This window comes from Nocardia sp. NPDC004568, assembly GCF_040609955.1.
In the GTDB taxonomy this organism is placed as follows: Bacteria; Actinomycetota; Actinomycetes; order Mycobacteriales; family Mycobacteriaceae; genus Nocardia.
The window spans coordinates 188,985-211,536 of sequence record NZ_JBEXLL010000001.1 but is presented as its reverse complement, the minus strand read 5'-3'; the positions used below and the strand labels follow the sequence as shown (position 1 = coordinate 211,536).

Annotated in this window: 18 protein-coding genes and 2 pseudogenes; 10 read left to right on the top strand and 10 right to left on the bottom strand. The window is 68.0% G+C overall.

Annotated elements, in window-relative coordinates:
- Positions 1-82 precede the first annotated feature (82 nt).
- Positions 83-520: a MarR family transcriptional regulator gene (locus ABZV91_RS00810; RefSeq protein WP_355233539.1), complete on the bottom strand. Its 438-nt coding sequence runs from the start codon at positions 518-520 to the stop codon at positions 83-85.
- An 81-nt stretch (positions 521-601) separates the two neighbouring features.
- Here ABZV91_RS00810 and ABZV91_RS00805 point away from each other — a divergent pair, with 81 nt between their 5' ends.
- Positions 602-1,867: an epoxide hydrolase family protein gene (locus tag ABZV91_RS00805; protein WP_355233537.1), complete on the top strand. Its 1,266-nt coding sequence runs from the start codon at positions 602-604 to the stop codon at positions 1,865-1,867.
- Positions 1,868-2,407: 540 nt separating this feature from the next.
- Here ABZV91_RS00805 and ABZV91_RS00800 read toward each other — a convergent pair.
- The 3 genes from ABZV91_RS00800 to ABZV91_RS00790 form a co-directional block, all read right to left on the bottom strand.
- A complete protein-coding gene (locus tag ABZV91_RS00800; protein WP_355233535.1) occupies positions 2,408-2,863 on the bottom strand; it encodes a DUF4440 domain-containing protein in 456 nt (151 codons plus the stop codon).
- Positions 2,864-2,885: 22 nt separating this feature from the next.
- Complete coding sequence (locus tag ABZV91_RS00795) at positions 2,886-3,995, bottom strand: NADH:flavin oxidoreductase (RefSeq protein ID WP_355233533.1); 1,110 nt, start codon at positions 3,993-3,995, stop codon at positions 2,886-2,888.
- 246 nt (positions 3,996-4,241) lie between these two features.
- On the bottom strand, positions 4,242-4,805 hold the full coding sequence (locus ABZV91_RS00790; RefSeq protein WP_355233531.1) for an NAD(P)H-dependent oxidoreductase: 564 nt from the start codon (positions 4,803-4,805) through the stop codon (positions 4,242-4,244).
- Between the two features lie 154 nt (positions 4,806-4,959).
- On the opposite strand from ABZV91_RS00790, the gene ABZV91_RS00785 reads away from it, so the two are divergent.
- Entirely contained in the window at positions 4,960-5,697 is a 738-nt protein-coding gene (locus ABZV91_RS00785) for a TetR/AcrR family transcriptional regulator (RefSeq protein ID WP_355233529.1), read from the top strand.
- 489 nt (positions 5,698-6,186) lie between these two features.
- Positions 6,187-7,512 (top strand): annotated as a pseudogene (locus tag ABZV91_RS00780) (family 1 glycosylhydrolase).
- A gap of 45 nt (positions 7,513-7,557) precedes the next feature.
- Here ABZV91_RS00780 and ABZV91_RS00775 read toward each other — a convergent pair.
- Entirely contained in the window at positions 7,558-8,622 is a 1,065-nt protein-coding gene (locus ABZV91_RS00775) for an MFS transporter (protein WP_355233527.1), read from the bottom strand.
- Here ABZV91_RS00775 and ABZV91_RS00770 point away from each other — a divergent pair.
- The 4 genes and pseudogenes from ABZV91_RS00770 to ABZV91_RS00755 form a co-directional block, all read left to right on the top strand.
- Positions 8,622-9,059 (top strand): annotated as a pseudogene (locus ABZV91_RS00770) (thiolase domain-containing protein); the annotation flags it as partial. The gene ABZV91_RS00775 and the pseudogene ABZV91_RS00770 sit on opposite strands and share 1 nt — an antisense overlap.
- Positions 9,060-9,082: 23 nt before the next feature.
- Positions 9,083-10,678, top strand: coding sequence for an AMP-binding protein (locus tag ABZV91_RS00765; protein WP_355233525.1), 1,596 nt, complete (start codon positions 9,083-9,085; stop codon positions 10,676-10,678).
- Positions 10,675-11,934, top strand: a complete 1,260-nt coding sequence (locus tag ABZV91_RS00760; protein WP_355233524.1) for an FAD-linked oxidase C-terminal domain-containing protein — start codon at positions 10,675-10,677, stop codon at positions 11,932-11,934. Before ABZV91_RS00765 ends, ABZV91_RS00760 begins: the two co-directional genes overlap by 4 nt.
- Positions 11,935-11,992: 58 nt before the next feature.
- Positions 11,993-13,195, top strand: coding sequence for an AI-2E family transporter (locus tag ABZV91_RS00755; RefSeq protein WP_355233522.1), 1,203 nt, complete (start codon positions 11,993-11,995; stop codon positions 13,193-13,195).
- A 25-nt stretch (positions 13,196-13,220) separates the two neighbouring features.
- Here the strand turns inward: ABZV91_RS00755 and ABZV91_RS00750 are convergent, their stop codons facing one another.
- Positions 13,221-13,916, bottom strand: a complete 696-nt coding sequence (locus ABZV91_RS00750; RefSeq protein ID WP_355233520.1) for a WHG domain-containing protein — start codon at positions 13,914-13,916, stop codon at positions 13,221-13,223.
- A 117-nt stretch (positions 13,917-14,033) separates the two neighbouring features.
- Between ABZV91_RS00750 and ABZV91_RS00745 the strand changes: the two genes are divergently transcribed.
- Positions 14,034-15,752 (top strand): GMC family oxidoreductase, encoded by a 1,719-nt coding sequence (locus tag ABZV91_RS00745; protein WP_355233518.1) that lies wholly within the window; start codon positions 14,034-14,036, stop codon positions 15,750-15,752.
- 8 nt (positions 15,753-15,760) lie between these two features.
- Here ABZV91_RS00745 and ABZV91_RS00740 read toward each other — a convergent pair whose 3' ends face one another.
- Entirely contained in the window at positions 15,761-16,558 is a 798-nt protein-coding gene (locus ABZV91_RS00740; protein WP_355233613.1) for a thioesterase family protein, read from the bottom strand.
- A 136-nt stretch (positions 16,559-16,694) separates the two neighbouring features.
- On the opposite strand from ABZV91_RS00740, the gene ABZV91_RS00735 reads away from it, so the two are divergent.
- Entirely contained in the window at positions 16,695-17,276 is a 582-nt protein-coding gene (locus ABZV91_RS00735; protein WP_355233516.1) for a TetR/AcrR family transcriptional regulator, read from the top strand.
- Positions 17,277-17,281: 5 nt separating this feature from the next.
- Here ABZV91_RS00735 and ABZV91_RS00730 read toward each other — a convergent pair whose 3' ends face one another.
- Positions 17,282-17,923, bottom strand: a complete 642-nt coding sequence (locus ABZV91_RS00730) for a hypothetical protein (protein ID WP_355233514.1) — start codon at positions 17,921-17,923, stop codon at positions 17,282-17,284.
- A gap of 139 nt (positions 17,924-18,062) precedes the next feature.
- On the opposite strand from ABZV91_RS00730, the gene ABZV91_RS00725 reads away from it, so the two are divergent.
- Positions 18,063-19,649, top strand: a complete 1,587-nt coding sequence (locus tag ABZV91_RS00725; RefSeq protein WP_355233512.1) for a GMC family oxidoreductase N-terminal domain-containing protein — start codon at positions 18,063-18,065, stop codon at positions 19,647-19,649.
- Between the two features lie 222 nt (positions 19,650-19,871).
- Here ABZV91_RS00725 and ABZV91_RS00720 read toward each other — a convergent pair whose 3' ends face one another.
- Positions 19,872-21,071, bottom strand: coding sequence for an alpha/beta fold hydrolase (locus ABZV91_RS00720; RefSeq protein WP_355233510.1), 1,200 nt, complete (start codon positions 21,069-21,071; stop codon positions 19,872-19,874).
- A gap of 419 nt (positions 21,072-21,490) precedes the next feature.
- The gene (locus ABZV91_RS00715; RefSeq protein ID WP_355233509.1) at positions 21,491-22,522 is read right to left on the bottom strand and encodes an alpha/beta hydrolase family protein; all 1,032 of its coding nucleotides are present in this window, start codon (positions 22,520-22,522) and stop codon (positions 21,491-21,493) included.
- Positions 22,523-22,552: the final 30 nt, after the last annotated feature.

The following is a 22,552-nucleotide window of genomic DNA, read 5'->3' as shown; positions in this document are numbered from 1 at the left end:
GCGCGGACAGCATCGATGCCGATCTCGCCCGGCTCGGAGTCGACCGGGCGAGACAGCCGGCTCGTACCGGCATACCGCGGTGTCACCCTTCTCGGTTCAGCTGCGCGAGCCGGGTGAGGGCGGGCAATGCGGCGGCGAGTGCCCGCCGGTGCGCCGGGCTCAACTCGGACACCCTCGGCGCCAGATACCGGGCCCGGTCCTCGTGCCGGGCTGCCCGCACTCGCCGACCTTCCTCGGTGAGGTGCACGATCACGGCCCGGCCGTCGGCGGGGTCCCGGCGGCGCTGCACCAGACCGTCACGCGCCAAACGCGCGACGAGCTGGGTGATGCCGGGTTGGGTCAGCTGCTCGGTGACGGTCAGGTCGGTCAGCCGCGACGGACCTCGGTGCGCGAGGGTGTCGAGCACCGACAAGGTGGTGAACGGCAGCTTCTCCCGTACGGGGATGCGGATGTAGGCACGGTTGAAGTCCTCGATCACCGCGGTGAAGGTGCCCACGTCGAAAGCGTCGCTGTCATCCACCCGCGCAGTATATCCGGCTTTGCATAAGCTGCTTAAATAAGCTACTTATGTAGTCTGGGATCCTACGGCGCAGGAGGCCAGATGAGCGACAGGAACCGCGAGAGCCGGGCATTCCCTCTGATACCGACCGACATCCACGTCCCGGACAGCGTGCTCGCCGACCTGCGGCGCCGACTCGCTCTCACCCGCCTCTCCGACGATGCCGGCAATGAGGACTGGTACTACGGCGTGCCGCGCGGCTATCTCCAGGAGCTCGTCGACTACTGGCGCGACGGCTACGACTGGCGCACGGCGGAAGCCGAGATCAACACCTTCGAGCACTACGAAATCGACATCGACGGGGCGCCGATACATTTCATGCGCCGACCCGGCGTCGGCCCGGACCCGACACCGCTGATCCTCACACACGGCTGGCCCTGGACGTTCTGGCACTGGTCCAAGGTCGTCGACATGCTGGCCGATCCCGGGGCGCACGGCGGCGATCCGGCCGAGGCCTTCGATGTGATCGTTCCCTCGTTTCCCGGCTTCGGCTTCTCCAGCCCGCTGACCGACCGCCCGGACCTGAACTTCTGGAAAGTCGCCGACCTCTGGCACACGCTCATGACCGAGGTCCTGGGCCACGAGAAATACGGGGCCGCCGGGTGCGACGTGGGTGCGCTGGTCACGGCGCAGCTCGGCCACAAGTACGCCGACGAGTTGTATGCCATCCATATCGGATCCGGGCTCAAACTCACCCTGTTCAACGGCGATCGCGCCTGGGATTTCAGCGGCGGGCTGCCTGTTCCGGACGACCTCCCCGACGAGATACGCGCCCGGATCGTAGAACTCGACAGCCGTTTCGCCGTCCACCTGGCAGCCCACCTCCTCGCCCCCAGCACCCTGGCCCACGGTCTGTCCGATTCCCCGGCAGGCATGCTGGCATGGATCCTGGAACGCTGGTGCAAATGGAGCGACAACGGCGGTGATATCGAGACCGTGTTCAGCAGAGACGACCTGCTCACGCACGCCACGATCTACTGGGCCACCAACACCATAGGCACCTCGATACGCCTCTACGCCAACCACAACCGCTACCCCTGGACGCCTTCCCACGACCGCCTTCCGGTCGTGCAGGCTCCCACCGGGATCACCTTCGTCGGCTACGAGAACCCGCCCGGCATCGGCACCGCCGAACGCATCGAACACTTCCGCGCCAGTGACCGGGCCGAGTGGTACAACCACGTCAACCTCACCGTCCACGACCACGGCGGTCACTTCATCCCCTGGGAGATACCCGGAGAATGGGTCGGCGATCTACGTCGCACCTTCCGGGGGCGGCGCCGACCCGCGGCTACTGGAATCCATTGAGGTCCGCCGTTTCCGGGTTCCGGTAGTAAACGCCGAAAATCGGTGTAGCCGATGGTGATCGCGGCAGGTGAGGACCCCGAGAGCGCGGATCGATCAGGCAGTGGCAGCGTTCAGTCGGTCTCGGTAGATCCGAAGTGCCTTGCGGGCGGCGGGTGGACCGCCCTCGCCGACGGTTTCAGCGGCGGCCAGTAGTGCCTGGTGAACGTCCGGTGGTGCGGTGACGTGCAGGCTGTAGCCCTGGCCGCGTCGTATTTCCCGGCCTTTGTTGCAAGCCCTGGCGCTCGGCAGCACCGAGCTCGGCGAAGCGGCCGGCCAATCGGCGGGCGACATCTCGATTCGGACCGAGCATGGTTCGGCGACGCTGGTGTGTGCGGGTCGTTCGGCCCGACCGGGCAGCAGGTCGGCCGGCGCGGTGCGGATCGCGAGCCTGCTCACCTGGTGTCGGCGGGCCAGAGCGGCGATCCTATGCGACGCCGAGGGTTGGCGGCATCGACTACCGCGTATGAGGTGTGCCCTACGCGAATAGGGCATGAACTGGATTCAGTTCGTTAGAGGTGCATCCATGATCGGCGTGTTCTGGGCCCCCGCGAGCCACCATCTGCCATCCTTCTCGACCAGTAGATACATGGCGATCTCGGAGAATCCGCCCGCTTCGGCGGCGAGCCTGCGAATCTGGGTCAGCACGACCCCTGACGCGGGCGAAGTCGCGCCGACAACTTCGAAATGTGACGGCGGCGCAACCTTTGCGTTCATCAAGCGGCGGTGGATGGCGTTCAATTCGGAGTAGCCGGCGACCGACGCACCATATGGACTGCCCCACATCACATCTGCCGCGAAAGCGGCGTCGTAGCCGTCCGGGTCGCCTGCTGCGCCTGCCTGTTGCAGCCCTTCGGCGAACCGCGAGGCTACCTCGTGAGCCGTGGTTGCGCGCGATGGATCACCGAGAATAGGTCGGGTTTGCATTCTGCCTTGCTCCAATCCTTCGATTATCGTCACCAAGAGATCGGTGGACCCGCGCTCAGCGGAGACTTCCGAGGAGGCCCCCGTGGAAGGGGGTGAGTTCGTCGATGCGGCCGGCCAGGATCTTCTCCAGCCACTCAGGGTCTCCCAGCAGGGCTCTGCCGACCGCGACGAGGTCGAACTCGTCGCGCTCCATGCGGTCGAGCAGCTCGCCGATGTTCGTGGCTTCGCTTGGTGACATCTGGGGGAACTCGGTGCTGAGGCCCACCGAGCCGACGCTGATGGCGGGTTTTCCGGAAAGCTTCTTGGCCCAGCCCGCCAGGTTCAGGTCGGAGCCCTCGAACTCGGGAAATAGGAGCCGCCGGGTGGAGCAGTGGAAGGCGTCGGCGCCGGCGCCGGCCAGCAGGCCGAGCATGGTCTCCAGTTCCCGTGGCGTGTCGACTATCCGCGCCTGGTAGTGGTTCACCTTCCACTGAGACAAACGGAAGGAGATCGGGAAGTCGGCGGAGACGCTGTCCCGGCAGGCGGCCACGATCTGGGCGGCGAAACGGGTACGGCCCACGATGTCGCCCCCGTAGGCGTCGGTGCGCCGGTTGGTGTGGGCCCACAGGAACTGGTCGATCAGATAGCCGTGGCCACCATGGATCTCGACGCCGTCGAAGCCCAGCGCCTCGGCAGTCGCCGCTGCCGTGGCGTATGCGGCGACCACATTGTCGATATCCGCCCGGGTCATCTCTCGGCCGGAGTTCGTGCCGTCCAGAGCGATGCCGGAGGGGCCGATCCGCGCGGCGTCGGGGATCGGCGGATTGCCGACGGTGCGATCCATTCCGACGTGCCACAACTGCGGCATGATCCGGCCTCCCGCCTGATGGACGGCCTCGGCCACGGCCGACCAGCCCGCCAGGGCCTCGTCGCCGTAGAAATGCGGGACCCGGGCGCTGTTGCCTGCTGAGTCGTGGCCGATATAGGTGCCCTCGGTGATGATCAGGCCGATACCGGCGGCCGCCCGTCGGGCGTAGTACTGCGCCACGTCGTGGCCCGGCACACCTCCGGGGGAAAACTCGCGCGTCATCGGCGCCATCACGACGCGGTTGGGCAGCGTGAGGCTGCCCAACGAGAAAGGACGGACCAGAATGTCCCGGGTACGTTCGAGGGGATTCGTGGGCATCGGTGTTCGCTTTCGATAGAGGCCGACCGTGCTGCGACGAAGGATTCAGGCCATGCGGTCGGCGGCTTGAGCGTAGGAAACCGGGCGTTGACCGGAGTTCTGCCTCGGTCGCTGACAGGAATCCGGGGCAGTGGTGTCGAGGTCGCCCCCGGTTGGGGAAACCTGCTGCGAGGATCTGCCGTCCGTCCAGCGCCGCGAAGAAGAAGCGCGGGAGGTCGCTCGGCGTCGTTCATCGCTGAGGCGATGTCAGACGGCGTACGGGCGGACGCGTCTGGCCTCGCGCAGGGACTGCCCCCACCAGCTGAGCTGATCGAGCACGGCTTTTGCTGCGGCGTCGCACCCGGGGTCGGACGGCTTGCCGTCGACACCGAAGACCTCACCGTAGTTGTGGAAGCTGACGGTGTTGCGGATCGTGACCGCGTGGAGTTCGGCGAGCACGACACGAAGATGCTCAACGGCGCGTAGCCCGCCGGCCAGACCGCCATAGGAGACGAAGCCGACCGGCTTGGCGTGCCACTGCTCGTTGTGCCAGTCGAGGGCGTTCTTCAGCGACGCGGGGAAGCTGTGGTTGTACTCGGGCGTGACGATCACGAAGGCATCAGCCTGGGCCAGCCGCGGGGACACGGCGCCCAGCTGTGCCATGACCTCGTCGGAAGGAGCCTGCCCGAACGCCGGGAAGACAGTCGGCAGAGGCGTCTCGACGAGGTCGACCAAGTCGGCCGTCATGTCCTCGCGCTGAGCGATATGTCCGGCGATCCAGTCGCCGACGACCGGCCCGAACCGACCATCCCGTGTGCTGCCGATGATCACTGCGGTGCGCAGGATGTCGGTAGTCGAGTCAGTCACGAAAACCCCTCGACCATGTGTACGCTGTATCCATAAAATACAACGTACACATGGCGGTGTACGTTGTCTACTAACGCTACGATGTACGCAGCAGCATTCGGCGGAAGGAATCCCAGCGATGACCTCCCAGGAGAGACAGTCGGCAAGCGAGGACAAGGACCCCGTCTCGATATGGGAGCGCATCGAACGGCCGACGCCTACTCCCCGCGCGACCCTCACCCCCCGACGGCTCGCCGAGGTCGCTGTCGCTATCGCAGACGCCGAGGGACTCGACGCGGTCACCATGCGCCGCCTGGCCACCGAACTCGGTGTCGCCCCCATGGCCGCGTACCGCTACGTCACCGGCAAGGACGAGCTACTCGAGTTGATGGTCGACTTCGTCTACAGAGAGCTGGGTCTGCCCGACAGCACGGACGGCTGGCGCGCGACCATACGGTCCGTCGCCCTGCGCATAAGGGAGGTCTTGCTGGCGCACTCCTGGGTGACGCGGGTGGCGTGCGGCGCGCCGACCCCGAACCAGTTGGCCGTGACGGAGGCGGCCCTCGTAGCGCTCGACGGCCTCGGGCTCGACGTGGACACCGCCATGGCGGTCTACAGTACCGTCACCGCCTATGTGCACGGCGCGGTCGACTCGGAGGTCAGGCTGGGTCAGATGCTCCACGTGCGCGGCTGGTCCACCCGCGAGGAGGCCCGCGCTGGTCTGGCCACACACATGACCTGGCTCGTGAACACAGGCCGTTACCCGATGTACGCGCGCTATATCCACGACGCCAACCGTAAGGACGACGTCCAGTGGCAGTTCGAGATCGGTCTGGAATCTGTTCTCGATGGCATCGCGGCGCGCCTGGCGATCTGAGGACATCTCGGGGACCGGTCAGACCAAGGCCCGCTACAGAGACACCCTCGCGGCGCCCGCAGCGTATCGGTTCGATTTGCGGGACTGGATCCGGTCGCGACAGCCACAGTGGATCGTGCTGCTCAACCCGTCCTTACAGGCACCCGGCATCGATGTCGACCTCGATCGCCTGTTCGGTCCGGGCCTCCAGATGTCGATTAATAGTTGAATGCGCATATCCAGATATCGACAGATTTACTTTGATGAGTGGGTGTGGCGACCGAGGACATTGTGCGGTCCCGGCAGGACGAGTGGTCACCGACACTGGGGGCCGGGTGACCACAGCACGTGTGTTTTCGGATGGACACGGCCCCCGGCCACCCTCTACTCCCCCACCGCCTGCGGGCGAGACCGCTGCGGCGGATACGAACGGTTCGGCCCGGATCCCGTGCCGCGCCGCTACTCTGGTGCGAACGCCGCGAGACGAACAGAGGACAGGAGACCGATCCGATGGGTCCGGTGAACCGTCGCCGATTTCTGACCACCAGCGCGGTAGCAGCCGGCGCTGTCGTCCTGGGAACGGGATCGGCCGGTGCGCGCCCCGCTCCCCCGGTCGAGGTCGCTCCGCTGGGTACCGACTTCCTGTGGGGTGTCGCCTCCTCGGGATTCCAGTCCGAAGGGCATGCGCCGGACAGCAACTGGACCCGCTATATCGCGGCGGGGAAAACCGAGGACCCGTATCTCGACTCGGTCGATTTCTACTCGCGCTACCGGTCCGATATCGCCCTGGCCGCACAGCTCGGGGTGCGCGCCTACCGGATCGGGATCGAGTGGGCCCGAGTACAACCGCGGCCGGGCGAATGGGACGAGGACGGTTTCCGGTTCTACGACGAGGTCGTCCGGGCTATTCGCGCGGCGGGTATGCGGCCCATGCTCACCCTCGATCATTGGGTCTACCCGGGCTGGCAGGTCGACCGCGGCGGGTGGCGGCGCGCCGGAATGGTCGAGGACTGGCTGGGCAACGCCCGCCGGGTCGTCGACCGGTACGCCCGGCACGAACCGCTGTGGATCACCTTCAACGAACCCGCCGCGTACCTCATGAACGAGGTACGCCACGGTGGGATCGGTGTCACGGATATCCCGGCGATGCAGGACCGGTTGGCCGACGCCCACAATGCGACCTACGACCACATCCACCGAGTATAGCCGGGGGCGATGGTGAGCAGCAATGTCGCCTACATCCCCACCGCCGAAGACGCCGTGAACGGAGCGTTCATCGGCCGGGTCGGGGCGAAGCTGGACTACATAGGGATCGACTACTACTACGGGTTCTCCCCCGCCGACGTCCTCGCGCGGATACCCGACCCCAGCAGGATGTGGACACTGCCGCTGCAATCGGAGGGGATCTACTACACGCTCGACCACTATGCGCGGCGATTCCCCGGCAAGCCCCTCTACATCGTGGAGAACGGCATGCCGACCGAGAACGGGCGCCCACGAGCGGACGGCTACACCCGCGCCGACCTCCTGCGCGACACCGCCTACTGGCTACAGCGCGCGGCGGCCGACGGTATGAATGTGATGGGGTACAACTACTGGAGCCTCACCGACAACTACGAATGGGGTTCCTACACACCGAGGTTCGGGCTGTACAGCGTCGACGTCCTCGGCGACTCCACCCTCACCCGCCGGCCCACCGACGCTGTGGCCGCCTATACGGCCATCACCCGGCACGGCGGAGTTCCCGGCGATTACCGGCCGACCCGGGTGCCGGCCACCTGTTCGATCGTGGACGGACTCACCAGCTGCACCGATCAGGTCACCGTACCGCGCTGATCCGCGTACGGTGACCTGACCGGTCCGGGCATATCGCCGGAGTGCTCAGCCGACCTCGACCGGCCGCGCCGCTGTACCGTCCGGTTTCGCCGTCGGTCCGGTCGCGTCCGTGCCGAGCGATCGCCAGCGCGAGACCGCGAACGCGATCACCGCCGACATCGCGGACAGCCCGGCGATCAGATACAGGCCGGTGTCGTCGCTGCCGGTGAGATCCTTGACCCAGCCGAAGATATAGGGTCCGGCGAAGCCACCGAGATTACCGACAGTGTTGACCAGCGCCAGACCCGCCGCCGCGGCCGCGCCCGCGAGAAACTTCGTCGACATTCCGAAACAGAGCGGGATCCCGGAGCACAGGCCCATGGCCGCGAGGGCCACACCGACCAGGATCCCGTACGGCGAATCGACCCAGATGGCGACGAGAATTCCGGTGGCGCCCAGCACCGCCGACCCGGCGACATGCAGCGGGACCTCGTCCTTCGCCCGGGAATGCCACGCCCAGAACAGAGTGAACAGTACCGCGCAGCCGTAGGGTACGGCCGTCAGCAGGCCGACCTCGACCACCGAATAGGTGACGTCGAACCGGTTCTGGAAGCCGTCGATGATCGTGGGCAGGAAGAAACTGATCGCGTACAGGCCGTAGACCAGGCCGAAATATCCCAGGCCCAGCAACCACACCTTGCGGTTGCCGAGGACGCCGCGCACGCTGTGGCCCGACCGGGTCTCCTCGGGGTCGGCCGCGACATCGGCCTCCAACAACTCACGTTCGGCCGGGGACAGCCACGTGGCGTCCGCGGGACGGTCGGGCAGGACGAACAGGCAGGCCAGGCCGAGCAGCACCGCGGGTAGCCCGGTCACCAGGATCATAAACCGCCAGCCGTCGAGTCCGAACAGTCCCTCACCGCTCTGCACCAGCCACGACGCCAGTGGCGAGCCGATGGTCGAGGACAACGGGATGCCGACGAGGAAGAGCGCGAAGGCCTGGGCCCGGTCACGCTGGGCGAACCAGTAGGTGAGATAGAGCAGGATGCCGGGGGTGAAGCCCGCTTCGGCCACGCCGAGCAGGAAGCGCAGGCAGTACAGCATGGTGGCGTTCTGGACGAACGCGGTCATCCAACGATGTTTTCGCGGTCGCCGACCGTGCCGATCCGATCGCCTTCGACGGGGCACGCCGGGCATTCGCCCGCGCGCTGGGTGATGCCGGAGTCGGGTTGGACGGGCTCGATCTGATCGAGACCCACGATTGCTTCACGCTGGCGGAGCTGATCCAGTACGAGGCGTTCGGGCTGGCCGAGCCGGGCAAGGGTGCCACGGTGCTCGCCGAGGGGATCACCGAGCGTGACGGCCGGCTGCCGGTGAACGTCTCCGGCGGGCTCAAATCCAAGGGGCACCCGGTCGGTGCGACGGGTGTGTCCCAGCACGTGATGGCGGCGTTGCAGCTGACCGGCGAGGCGGGTGCGATGCAACTGCCGAAGGCGGATCGGGCGGCGGTGTTCAATATGGGCGGGGCGGCGGTGGCCAACTACGCGTCGGTGCTGGAGGTCGCGTGATGGGGACCCCGTCGACTCGGGCGATGAATCTCGCGCATCTGCTGACCCAGACCGCGCGCCGCTTCGGCGACCGGGACGCCCTCGTCCACGGGGACATCCGCTGGACGTGGCGGGAACTGGACGATCGGGTGTCGCGGCTGGCGGCGGAATTGCGCGCGCGGGGGATCCGGTCCGGCGACTGCGTGATGCTGCACAGCCCGAATCATCCGGAGTTCGTGCAGGCGATGCTGGCCACCTGGCGCGCCGGAGCGGTACTGGCCCCTACGAACTTCCGGCTCACGGCCGCCGATGTGGCGGTGATCGCGGGCGTCTGTACACCGCGACTGCTGCTGGTCCACGAGAGCCTGACCGATCAGGTGCCCGAGATCGCGGCCGCCGGGGGGCTGGACTGCGGCACGATGACCATCGCCGGCAACGGCCCGGACGCGGTCGCCGCGATACCCGCGGACGGGCCCCGGCTGGGCGACCAGGACGTCACGGTCGGGCAGCACGCCTGGTACTTCTTCACCTCCGGGACCTCGGGAACACCGAAAGCGGCCGTGCTCACCCATGAACAGATGGGTTTCGTGACGCTCAACCACCTCTGCGATCTGATGCCGGGCACCGGCGTCGGCGATGTCTCGCTCGCGGTGGCGCCACTGTCGCACGGCGCCGGGATCCATCTGCTGCCACAGATCGCGCGCGGCGCGCGCACGGTCATTCCCGTCGCCGCGGGACTCGACGGCGACGAGGTGTGGCGGCTGGTGGAGCAGGAACGGGTGAGCAATATGTTCACCGTGCCGACCATCCTCAAAATGCTCGCCGAGCACCCGGCCGCGCGGGTCCGCGACCATTCCTCGCTGCGGTACGTGATCTATGCCGGGGCGCCGATGTACGTCACCGACCAGGAATACGCGCGCGCCGTGCTCGGGGACGTGCTGGTGCAGTATTACGGCCTGGGCGAGGTCACCGGCAATATCACCGTGCTCCCGCCGGACGCCCACGACCATCCCCGGCCGGCGGGCGTGGAGTTCGGGACGTGCGGGTTCCCGCGCACCGGTATGCAGGTCAGCATCCAGGCCGAGGACGGCGCGGAGATGCCCGCGGGCGTACCGGGAGAGATCTGTGTGGCCGGACCGGCTGTCTGTCACGGGTATCTCGACAATGCGGCCGCGAACGAATCGGCGTTCCGCGACGGCTGGTTCCGCACCGGCGATCTCGGCATGCTCGATGACACCGGCTACCTGTACGTGACCGGCCGGGCCTCGGATATGTACATCTCCGGCGGTTCGAACATCTTCCCGCGCGATATCGAGGAGAAACTGCTCCAGCACCCGGATGTGGGCGAGGCGGCGGTCCTGGGCATGCCGGATCCCAAGTGGGGCGAGATCGGCGTGGCGGTCTGTGTCGCCCGGCCGGATACCGCCGTCGACGGCGACGCGGTGCGCGAGTTCCTGCGGACGAAACTGGCGGGTAACAAAGTGCCGCGGCATGTCGTGGTCTGGCGGGAACTGCCCAAATCCGGTTACGGCAAGATCGTCAAACGCACCTTGCGGGAGATGCTGCTGACGCAGGGCTGGCCACCGGCGGCCGAGGAGCCGGGAGCCGATACCGAGGTGAGCGCGGGAGCCGCTCGATGACGGCCGCGGTCGATCGGCGGACGGATTTGATGCGCGCGCTGGGCGGACTCGCCGGCGACATCGTGATCGACGACCCCGGGATCGTTGCCGCGTACCGGCGCGACGAGTCGCGGTTCACCGAGGCCGGCATGCCCTTCGCCGTGCTCACCCCGCGCAGCACCGACGAGGTCGCCGCCTGTCTGCGGGCCTGCCACGAACTCCGGGTTCCCGTGGTCACCCGCGGGGCGGGCAGCGGGTTGAGCGGTGGCGCGAACGCCGTATCGGATGGGGTGGTGCTGTCGCTGCACCGGATGAACGCCATCCTCGCGATCGATCCGGTCGAACGGCTCGCCGTGGCCCAGCCCGGGGTGGTGACCGGGGAGCTGCGTGCGGCGGTCGCCGCACAGGGGCTGCTGTATCCGCCGGATCCCGGGTCGGTGGCCTTCTGCACGCTCGGCGGCAATGTCGCCACCGGCGCGGGCGGAATGTGCTGTGTGAAATACGGGGTGACCGGCGACTTCGTGGAAGCGCTGGAGGTCGTACTCGCCGACGGGCGGGTACTGCGGACCGGCACCCGCACCGTGAAGGGCGTCGCGGGGTACGACCTGACCGGGTTGCTCGTGGGGTCGGAGGGGACCCTGGGTGTGATCACCGAGATCACCGTGCGGCTCGTTCCGGCGCCCGGACCGGCCGCGACCCTGGTGGCCTCCTTCGCCGATCTGGCCGCGGCCGGGTCCGCGGTGGCCGCGATCACCGCGGCCGGGGTGTCGTGTTCGGCGGTGGAGATCCTGGACCGGACCACCCTGCGGGCCGTGGACGCGCACGCGAAGATGGGGTTGGGTGAGGCCGCGGCGATGCTGCTGGAGGCACGGCGGCTCGCGCTGCCGGCCCTGGAACGCCTCGGTGACTGGCTGCTCGACGACGTCTGTGTTCCGCGGGCGGAAGTCGTGGCACTGATCGAGGCCGTGGAGCGGGTCGCCGCGGAGACGGGCCTGACGATCGGCGTGTTCGGCCACGCCGGCGACGGGAACCTGCATCCGCCGATCATCTTCGACCGCGGCGACGCCGATTCGGTCGCCGCGGCCACCGCCGCCTTCGACGCCGTCACCGCGGCCGCGCTCGCACTCGGCGGCACCATCACCGGAGAACACGGGGTGGGCCGCCTCAAGGCGACCTGGCTCACCCGTGAACTCGACCCGGTCAACGCCTCGATCCAGCGTGAACTGCGTCGGACGTTCGACCCCCGCGCCATCCTGAACCCCGGCGTGGTGCTGTGACCCGTTCGGCCCGGACCGGTGCGATGCCGGACCGGGCCGGGCGTGCGAGACTGGCCGGGTGAACGGGGAGAAGGAAGTCCGCGCCGACCGTACTCGCTCCACCAGTGCCACGCGGCCTCCCGATCGGGGGGACGTCTTCGGTTCCGGCGTGTTGTGGCTGGCCAAATGGGCGGTATGCGTTGTCGCCATCGCGGCCGGGGCCTGGGTTCTGGGGTTCCTGGCGGCCCGGCTGTGGGTGGTCCTGTTGCCGGTGCTGCTCGCGATCGTGGTTTCCACGGTGCTCTGGCCGCCCACCCGCCTGCTGGTGAAAGCCGGGTTGCCGCCGGCCGCGGCGGCCTCGCTCACGCTGATCGGTTTCATCGGCGTGCTCGCGGGCGGTATCGCGTTGATCGTGCCCTCGGTCGTGGATCAGGTACCCGAACTCTCCGACAAGGCCACCACGGGTATCAACACGGTCCGGGACTGGTTGCAGGGCCCCCCGTTGAACATCCGCGACGAACAGCTGAACTCGGCCGTCGACGCGGTGGTGTCGCGCGTGCAGTCCAGTGCCGAACAGATCGCCTCCGGTGTCTTCACCGGAGTCAGCACCGCCACCTCCGTGCTGGTCACCATTTTCCTGGTGCTGATCCTCAGCTTCTTCTTCGTCAAGGACGGGCCGAAATTCGTTCCTTGGATGCACAAGTTCACCGGCGGGCGCAGCGGCCGGCATTTCGAGGAAGTGCTGGTGCGGGTCTGGGATGTGCTCGGCGGATTCATCCGCACCCAGGCGCTGGTCAGCTTTATCGACGCGTTCTTCATCGGGCTCGGGTTGGTACTGCTCGGCGTGCCGCTGTGGGGTGTGCTCACGGCGCTGACCTTCCTGGGCGGGTTCATTCCCATGGTGGGCGCGTTCGTCGCCGGTGCGCTGGCGGTGCTGGTGGCGCTGGTCGGTAACGGGTTCACCACCGCGCTCATCGTGCTCGTCATCATCATCGCGGTACAGCAGCTCGAGGGGAATGTGCTGCAACCGGTCCTGCAGAGCCGCACGATGAAACTGCACGCGGTCGTGGTACTGCTGGCGGTCACCGGGGGTGGCACCCTGTACGGCATCACGGGAGCGTTCCTGGCGGTGCCGGTGGTCGCCGTGGTGGCCGTGGTGGTCCGCTACATCAGCGAACAGATCGATGTGGCCGTGGCCGAGGCGGATCCGGCCGCGGATGTGGCCGCGGATCCGACGACGCCGGAGGCGGATACCGACAAGGCCGCGGAAGCCGGCCGGTAGCGTCGAGCGCGTGGCTCCGGCTCGCTCACGCGACGCCGAGCAGGGATTCCAGCCCGGCGATATGGGTTTCGAAGACCTGCGCGCGGTCGGTGAAAGTGCCCGCGCCGTACATATCGAAGACATCGAAACTCACGGCGCCGAACAGGGCGCACCAGACGGTGAGGCCGCGCGCCAGAACCCAGTCCGGCACCTCGAGGCCGAATTCGGCCCGTATCCGGACGAAATCATCGGCGAGCGGGCCCATGAGCGGCGGCCGGCCCGTCGTCGGGGGCGTGAGCAGTCCGCGGCGGTGGGCCGCGGCGAAAAGGCCCATCAGCGTCACGATCACGCGGGTGCCCGGGGTGACCGTGCGATCGGCCGGGGCGGCGTACCCGGGGACCGGGGTACCGAACAGCAGGCCGTACCAGGCGGGTTCGGCGAGCGCCCAGGCGCGGACGGTACGCGCGGTGACCCGGAACCGCTCGATCGGATCGTCTGGTGCGGCGGCGAGCGCGGCGTCCACGGCATCGCCCAGCGCGTCGTAACCGTCGACGACCAGCAGGGTCAGCAATTCGTCCCGGCTGCGGACATAGCGGTAGACCGCGGAGGAGACCACGCCCAGGTCGCGGGCCACCGCGCGTAACGACAGGGCGGCGGCGCCGTCGGTGGCAAGATGTGCGCGCGCGATCCGCTTGATATCGATCATGGTCTGGGCCCGGGCGCGGGCACGGGGAGTGGTCATAGGACCACCCTGGCCAATTGAGAGAGCACTGTCAACAGTAGTGAGCATTGCTCCGGACGCGCTGTGTTAATGTTACCGCAAGTCACTGCTGACCATCCGAACCCAAGGAGAAGTCCCATGTCCGAGGCGGCCACGGATTTCGATGTCCTCATCGTCGGCTCCGGGTTCGGTGGCAGTGTCACCGCCCTGCGGCTGATCGAAAAGGGCTATACCGTCGGCGTCCTGGAGGCCGGCCGCCGCTACGCCGACGACGAGCTTCCCAAGACCAGCTGGGATCTGCGCAAATTCCTGTGGGCGCCGAAACTCGGCTGCTACGGCATCCAGCGCATCCACCCCCTGCGCAATGTGCTCATCCTCGGCGGGGCCGGCGTCGGCGGCGGATCCCTCAACTACGCCAACACCCTCTACGTACCGCCGGAGCCGTTTTTCCAGGATCCGCAGTGGCGCGATATCACCGACTGGCGCGGCGAACTCACGCCCTACTACGAGCAGGCGAAGCGCATGCTCGGCGTAGTGCAGAACCCGCATATGACCCCGGCGGACGAAGTCTTCAAACAGGTCGCCGAGGATATGGGCGTCGGCGACACCTTCGTCCGGACTCCGGTCGGCGTGTTCTTCGGTGAGCCCGGCGAAACCGTGGACGATCCGTACTTCGGTGGTGTCGGCCCGGCCCGCACCGGATGCCTGGAATGCGGCGACTGCATGGTCGGATGCAAGTTCGGCGCGAAGAACACCCTCGTCAAGAACTACCTGTATCTGGCCGAACGCGCCGGGGCACAGGTGGTGCCGATGACGACGGTGACCGAACTGCGGCCGCAGCCCGACGGGAGCTGGGTGGTCTCGGCGCAGCGCACCGGCGCCTGGGTGCGCACACAGCGCACCACCTACACCGCCCGCCAGGTCGTGGTCGCCGCGGGCACTCTCGGCACCCAGCGCCTACTGCACGAGATGCGCGACCGCCGGGTCCTGCCGGAACTGTCCGATCGGCTCGGCCTGCTCACCCGCACCAACTCCGAATCGATCGTCGGCGCCGCGACCAAGAAACTCACGCCGGGCCAGGACTTCACACGGGGCGTCGCGATCACCTCGTCGATCCATCCCACCCCCGACACCCATATCGAGCCGGTGCGCTACGGGCGGGGTTCCAATGCGATGGGCTTGTTGCAGACCCTCATGGTCGACGGTGGCGGCCGGGTGCCGCGCTGGCTGCGCTTCCTGGGTACCGCACTACGTCATCCCCTGCTGCTGCTCAGCTTCCTGAGCGTCCGCAACTGGAGCGAGCGGACCATCATCTCGCTGGTGATGCAGCACCTGGACAACTCCATCACCACCTACACCACCCGCGGACTCTTCGGCCGCAAACTGACCAGCAAACAGGGGCACGGCGAGCCGAACCCGACCTGGATCCCGGCCGGCAACGAGGCCACCCGCCGGGTCGCCGAACACATCGGCGGCACCGCGGGCGGTACCTGGGGCGAAGTGTTCAACATCCCGCTGACAGCGCATTTCCTCGGCGGTGCCGCCATCGGCGCCGACCGCCACAGCGGGGTGATCGACGCCTACCACCGGGTCTTCGGCTACCCGACCCTCAGCGTGGTGGACGGCGCCGCGGTCTCGGCGAACCTGGGGGTCAATCCGTCCCTGACCATCACCGCGCAGGCCGAACGCGCCGCCGCGTACTGGCCGAACAAGGGCGAACAGGACCCTCGCCCCCCGCAGGACGCGCCGTACCGGCGGATCACCCCGGTGGCGCCGAAATCCCCGGTGGTCCCGGAGTCGGCACCCGGCGCGCTGCGGTTGCCGATCACGCCGGTGACCGATCCGGCCGCGAGCTGAACCGGGCCTCAGCCCTTGAAGTAGACCAGCTGATGGCTGGTCGCCAGCAGCGTGCCGTCGTGACCCCACAGATGCGCGATCTGATCGAAGTGGCCGTGCCCGAAGCGGTTCGCGCGGGCGCGGCCCAGCAGATATTCGGTGCCCTGGGCGACCAGTTCTTCGGCGGTGGCGTGGAAATAGACGGTGAGCGAGATGGTGCCGGCCGGTAGATAGCGGCCGCGCCGCAGGAAGACCCGGGGATAGAACGCGTCCGACATGGCGGTGAGCGAGGCGAAATCCAGCGGCCGGGCCGGGGTGTCGCGCAGCCACAGGGTGCTCACCGAATCGGGGTTCTCCGAAACCTCGGCGCTGGGCTCGACCTCAGGGATCGCGCCGGCGACGAACCGCAGATCGTAGTTGCGGCCCCAGGCGATGAAGTCGGGGAAGATCTGCGGTACCACGTCGTCGGCGTCCGGCGCCGGCACCGACGGCATGCTCAGCTCGAGGTCCGACCAGGTGTCGCGACGGATACCGAAGACCGCGGTCGCGGTGGTGGTGACCGTGCCGTCCTGGGTGAGTTCGAGCTGCCAGTGCTGATTCGTGCGATTGGTGCGGACCGGCCGTGCGGTGATCTCGAAGGAGCCGTCGGCAATGGGGCCCGCGTAGTTCACCGTCAGCGACAGCGGATCACCGATCCGTTCGGGGTGCCGTTCGATCGCGCGCAGCAGCGCCGCCGCGGTGACGCCGCCGAATGGGCCGACCATATTGGCGTAGTCGGGGCAGGTGTGACCGGCCAGCTGGTGCGCGTCGGTGTACTCCACGGCGATGGCCGTATCGAAGGGATGGGTCAGCGCATCGATCCCGGTCAACGAATCCTCCAGCAGAATTGGGCCGCTCTCCACGGCGAAACGATAATAAGTATGACAACATACATAGTAATCAGCGGGCAAGAGGGAGCAGCGCATGCCACGACCGAAGGATCCCGAGGGGCCCCGGGCGGCCATGATCGACAGCGCGATATCACTGATCCGGCGGCGCGGAGTCGCGGCGGTCTCGTTCACCGACGTACTTCAGGCCAGTGGCGCACCGCGCGGATCGGTCTACCACCACTTCCCCGGCGGCCGGGCACAGCTGATGGCCGAGGCCACCGAGGCCGCGAGCAGCCGGGTGACCACGGGAGTCACCAGGGCACTGACGGCGCCCCAGACCTCGGCGGCCCTCCGCGCACTCGCCGATATGCTGGCCCGCGGCCTGGACAAACACGACTACGCGCTCGGCTGCCCGATCGCCGCCGCCGCACTCGGCAACGAACCCGGCGCCGTCGCCGCCGCCGGATCGGCGTTCGAGACCCTGCGCGAGCTCGTCGCCGGGAAACTCGTCGAGGACGGGGCCCCGCCGGAGCGGGCCCGCTCGATCGCGCTACTGGTGATCAGCGCGCTGGAAGGCGCGCTGATCGTCGCCCGCACCGAACGTGGACCGGCCGCACTGGACACGGTGGTCGAGGAGTTGAGCGAGATCTGCCGGGCCGCGACCGGCGACCGATAGACAGCTCACTCCACCGCGCGGGTCTTGATGGCGTCACGCGAGATGAACACGTCGTATTCGCCGGGTGTCGCGATCACCGCGTTACCGTAGGCCGCGCGGACGAACGGCGAAGTGAACCAGCGGTTCTCGCTCATATCCTCGAAGAAATCGCGATCGCCGCCGTTGAGGAAGATGTGGTTCTGCCGGGTGGCCACCCCATCGAGCCGCTGCCCGTACAGGCGCGAGACCTTGTACCCGGAATGGAAGCCCAGGGCGTTGACCCACGGCTCCAGCTCCACCAGCTGCGCCTGCAGTACCCACATATCGCCCTCGACCCGGTGCGTACTGCGCTCGGTGGTGCCACCGTCGGTGTCGAACAGCGTCAGCTGTACCTCGAGCTGGTGTTCCGCCCCGGAAACCGGCGCCACCACCACATGCGCCGCCCGCACCTCCCCTGTCAAGCCCAGATAGGTCTGGACGAGTGTGGCGATCCACAGCACCAGCGCCGCGGCGACCAGAAGTAGCGCGCCACCGGCGCCCCGTGCGATGAGAGCCCGCGGCCCCCTCTTGCGCAATGCGAACAACGCCGAAACCAGCAGCGCCACACCGAGGATGATCGCGAGGATCGAACCGGCCTGCAGCACCCCGAAATCCACCGGGTAACTCATGCGCAGGTTATACCCCGGCGGCGCGCGAAGTCACCCGCGAACGCAGTTTTCCGATCGGTCCGCGCGCTGCCGCGAAGTCGCCTCGCGGCCGGCGCCGCTCTCGTATGTTGGCGGGTACACGAGATCGAAAGGTGCGAAGGTGACAGAAGTCAGTGCGGACTATGTGATCGTCGGCTCGGGATCGGCGGGAGCCGTGCTCGCGAATCGGCTCAGCGCGGACCCGGGCCGCTCGGTGATCCTGCTCGAGGCCGGCCCTGCCGACAAGGACAAACTCATCCACATACCGGCCGCCTTCGCCAAACTCTTCCGTACCCCCTACGACTGGGACTATCTCACCGAACCCCAGCCGCAGCTCGGCGATCGGCGGATCTACTGGCCCCGCGGCAAGACCTTCGGCGGCTCGTCCTCGCTCAACGCCCAGATGTGGGTGCGCGGCTTCCGCGCCGACTACGAGGAGTGGTCGGTGGCCGGAGGTCCGGAATGGGGCTTCGACCGGGCGGTCGAACAGTTCCGTTCGATCGAGGACGTCGAGGGCGCGACCGCGCCCGACCACGGTACCGGCGGCCCGCTGCACATCTCCCGCCAGCGCAGTCCGCGCCCGTCGACCGCTGCCTACCTGCGAGCGGTGGCCGAGCGCGGTTACCCCGTGGAGGAACCGAACCTGCCCGAACCGCAGGGGTTCAGCCAGACCATGGTCACCCAGTACAAGGGGAAGCGCTGGAGCACCGCCGACGCGTTTCTGCGGCCGGCGCTGAAACGGCGCAATCTCGAGGTGTACGCCGAAGCGACCGCGACCCGGGTCCTGTTCGACGGGGATCGCGCCATCGGTGTCGAGTACGCGCGCGGCGGCCGCATCCACACGGTGACGGCCCGGACCGAGGTGGTGCTCTGCGGCGGCGCGATCAACAGCCCGCAACTGCTCATGCTCTCGGGTATCGGCGATCGCGCCGAACTCGAACGCCACGGGATCGCGGTCCGCCACCACGCGCCGGAGGTCGGCGCCAACCTGCAGGACCATCTGGTCACCGGACTCGGTTACGGCGTGGACACCGATTCCCTGTTCGACGCCGAGAAACCGGCCCAGCTGATCAACTACCTGGTGCGCCATCGCGGCATGCTCACCTCGAACGTCGGGGAAGCGTACGGATTCCTCCGCAGCCGCCCCGAGCTGGAACACCCCGATCTCGAACTGGTCTACGCGCCCGCGCCGTTCTACCACGAGGGGCTGGTCGAGCCGACCGCCCACGGCGTCATCCTCGCCGCCGTCCTGGTGCGCCCGCACAGTCGCGGCACCATCACCCTGGCCTCCGGCGATCCGCTGGCCAAGCCGGTGATCGATCCGAAGTACCTCTCCGATGAACAGGGCATCGACCGCGCCGCGTTGATGACCGGGCTGCGGTACTGCGCCGAGATCGCGGAGACCGAGGCCATGCGCGAGGTGCTGGGTCCGCTCTGCTATCCGCCGGACGCACCCGCCGACGGCGCTTCGGAAGCCACCCGCGCGCTGGCACTCAACGGCTATTCGCACACCCTCTACCATCCGGCCGGTACCTGCCGGATGGGCTCGGACGAGAACAGCGTGGTGGATCCGCAACTGCGGGTGCGCGGTGTGCGCGGACTCCGGGTCGCCGACGCCTCGATCATGCCGGTACTGGTGCGCGGACACACCCACGCGCCGAGTGTGCTCATCGGCGCCCGGGCGGCCGATTTCCTCACCCGCGGTTAGACCGCGGCGCCACCGGCCCGGGCGCGGTACCGGGCCGGTGGCGGCCCGCCGGATGAGCTGTGCGGTGGGCTCACCCGGCGGGCGTACTGCCGCCGCGCGGACGAGGGGACACCGGTTGTGAGGCGGACAACCGGTGCGACATCCGCGGCGGCCGTGTGCGCTCCGAGCCGACCGGTGGAGTCGGGCCGGCCGGGCTCCGGAGCGCACTCGTCTACGCGCCGGTCACAGCTTGCCGCCGCCGCCGATCAGCCACGGATTGAAGGTGCACTGCAGCGCCGGGAACCGGGCGGGGTCGAGCGCCCGCAGCGCGATGGACAGCGCCCGTGGGGAGTACATCACCGTCAGGTGATCCGAGAGATCCTGTTCGCAGCCGTCTTGCAGAGTGATGTTGCGGACCGTCGCACCGGGGCCCGGGTGCAGGAAGGTCAGATCGTAGGGGGTGGTCACCTCGTCGTAGCGCGTGCCCACGACGGTGTAATCCACGCCCGGCACCGTATCGCCGCCGGCATTGAGTTCGTCGACGAAATCCGAGCCGACCGTCTGCTGGATACCGGAGTGGCCGACGAAGATCTCGATGAAACCGAGGACATCGATACCGAAATTGTTGATGGCCCGGCCCAGCGCCCCGATACCGTCGAGAGTGGTCCCGTGATGGGTGGCGCCGAAGGTGATCAGCTTGTCCACTTTGTCCGCGCCACCTTCGAACTTCGTGTACCAGTTGGCCATCGAACCGCCCTGCGAGTGGGCGATCACATCGACCTCCGCCGCGCCCGTCGCCGCGAGCACCCGGTCGACGAAAACAGCGAGCTGTCTCGCCGAATCCTGGATGTACCCGGTGCCCATGGTGCCGGGCAGCACCGACCCGACGCCCCCACCCTGGACGAAGTTCGACCGACCGTAGTTGAAGGTGAAGGTGCAGAAGCCCGCCTCCTTCAACGGCTGCCCCATGAAAGCGAACCCGTTGTAGGCGTTCATCCAGGTGCCGTGGACGAGCAGTACCGGATGTGGATGTTCGGCGGTGGGTTTGCAGTTCCAGTCGTTGGCGCCCGGAGGTGCCGCGTCGCCGTGCGCCAGCCCGTAGCCGAAGGCGGCCAGCCACGCGGTCTGCGACGGTCCGTAGCCGACGGTATCGGAGGCGTATCCGCCCGACAGACCGGAGCTGCTGCCCGAGCCGCCGTAGCAGTCTCCGGACCCGTTACCGGACCCGGCGCCGCTGCCGGAGTGACAGGCCGAGCCGCTCGCACTGCCGGTGCCGGCCACCGGTTGCCCGGTGCGGCCGGCCGCGATATAGGCGGCGAGATCCTGTTCGGTCGGCGCCGGCGCGGGCTCCGCCTGCGCGCCGGTACCGGCGAGTCCGCAGACGAGCACCGCGGCGGCCAGCACCACCGCCGACCGCAGCCGGGCAGGTTTCAGTCTTGTCATCGGGGGCCTTCCTGGAGAACATCACTGTCCGATTCGCCTGCCGCCGTGCTCTTTTCCGGCAGGCGAGCTGCGCCGACAGTACGGGCGCCGAAACCGTTTCCGGCAGAACACAATCAGGAACTGGAGAACTCACGAACCACGGATAACGGATTTGGCGGCCATCACAGAGCGATGCACTCCGGGGTTTTCCGGCGGAATACTTTTTCGACGATCCCGGATCGGCGCGTTCGGGTGTATTCCGCCACGGTTGGATCGGCACGATGCCGTGAATTTTCTCCCCACGGCCGGGCATTCGACCGCGCCCACCGGCCCTCGCCCTGAAGGCCGCCACCCGGCACCGGATTCCACACCGGACGCGCCGCGGCGGCCGGGGACCCGCCGGCCCATATATCGAAAAGCTCGAGGACGTGTCCCTCGATTCACGAATTCTGCGGAATTTCCAGAGCAGCGCTCAGCGTGGGCCAGCTACGATGCAATTGCACTTCGAAATCCGGCCAGGAATGCGTTCCCGCGGGGAGATAATCCACCACGGCGGGAATATGGAGCTCGGCGAGACGGCCGGCGAATCGTTGCGTGCACAGATGAGCGCCCGATTCCAGCAGCGAACCGCCCCCGAGCAGAACCGCCAGAATTTCCGGGCTGTCCCCGATCGACATCAGCGCGGCATCGCTGGGGGAACCGTTGGCCACCGACACATAGATTCGGGTGCCGCGCAATGTGTCCGCGCCCAGCAGACTGTCGTGGGCGAGCCACTCCGGCGACGCGGGCGGGCCGAACAGATTCTCCGGATTGCCGCCACGCGAGGCCACCGTCATGGTCGTCACCGCCCGGCCCAGCTGATCGGAGGTGGAGTAGCAGCCGCTCATCCCGGCGACGCCCCGGTAGAAACCCTGATGCCGCTGCGTCAGCATCATCGCCGCCTGCGCGCCCATGGACACACCGGCGATCGCCCGGGTTCCGTTGGAGCCCAAGTACTTCTCGACAATGGGGGGTAGTTCCTCGGTGAGAAAGGTCTCCCAGCGGTTCAGGCCCAACGCGGCGTCCACCCGGAGCCAGTCGGCGTACATACTCGCCGTCCCGCCGGTGGTCAGCACCACGTCGACCGGCTTGTCGGCGAAGAATTCGGCCGCGCCGCCCTTGGTCAGCCAACCGGAGGTCGGGCCGCCGTCCACGCCGTCGAGGAGATACAGGGTGGGCCGCGGCGCCGGACCGGAGCCGATCAGGGTGTCGATCGCGATCTCGCGGCCCATGGCGGCCGACCGGATGTGCAACCGGATCCGCCGATCGGCGAGCACCTGCACGCGCAGCAACCGGCCGCCGGGCTCCTGTGCGCTCGTGGCCGGGCCGGCCGGCACGGGAGGCGGCGGGTCCGCCGCGGCCGCCGGCGCCACCGCGGTGGCGAGCACGCCCAGTACGGCCAAGGCGGAAACGACCGAGAACCGTGCTTTCATCTCATACCTCGCAGCAACGCTCACGCACCC

Bases quoted from the DNA above. Each gene is read 5' to 3' on its own strand.
- ABZV91_RS00765 (WP_355233525.1), top strand. From the start codon at position 9,083: ATGAATCTCGCGCATCTGCTGACCCAGACCGCGCGCCGCTTCGGCGAC.
- ABZV91_RS00750 (WP_355233520.1), bottom strand. From the start codon at position 13,916: ATGACCACTCCCCGTGCCCGCGCCCGGGCCCAGACCATGATCGATATC.
- ABZV91_RS00745 (WP_355233518.1), top strand. From the start codon at position 14,034: ATGTCCGAGGCGGCCACGGATTTCGATGTCCTCATCGTCGGCTCCGGG.
- ABZV91_RS00715 (WP_355233509.1), bottom strand. From the start codon at position 22,522: ATGAAAGCACGGTTCTCGGTCGTTTCCGCCTTGGCCGTACTGGGCGTG.
- ABZV91_RS00775 (WP_355233527.1), bottom strand. From the start codon at position 8,622: ATGACCGCGTTCGTCCAGAACGCCACCATGCTGTACTGCCTGCGCTTC.
- ABZV91_RS00785 (WP_355233529.1), top strand. From the start codon at position 4,960: ATGACCTCCCAGGAGAGACAGTCGGCAAGCGAGGACAAGGACCCCGTC.
- ABZV91_RS00735 (WP_355233516.1), top strand. From the start codon at position 16,695: ATGCCACGACCGAAGGATCCCGAGGGGCCCCGGGCGGCCATGATCGAC.
- ABZV91_RS00760 (WP_355233524.1), top strand. From the start codon at position 10,675: ATGACGGCCGCGGTCGATCGGCGGACGGATTTGATGCGCGCGCTGGGC.
- ABZV91_RS00730 (WP_355233514.1), bottom strand. From the start codon at position 17,923: ATGAGTTACCCGGTGGATTTCGGGGTGCTGCAGGCCGGTTCGATCCTC.
- ABZV91_RS00795 (WP_355233533.1), bottom strand. From the start codon at position 3,995: ATGCCCACGAATCCCCTCGAACGTACCCGGGACATTCTGGTCCGTCCT.
- ABZV91_RS00720 (WP_355233510.1), bottom strand. From the start codon at position 21,071: ATGACAAGACTGAAACCTGCCCGGCTGCGGTCGGCGGTGGTGCTGGCC.
- ABZV91_RS00805 (WP_355233537.1), top strand. From the start codon at position 602: ATGAGCGACAGGAACCGCGAGAGCCGGGCATTCCCTCTGATACCGACC.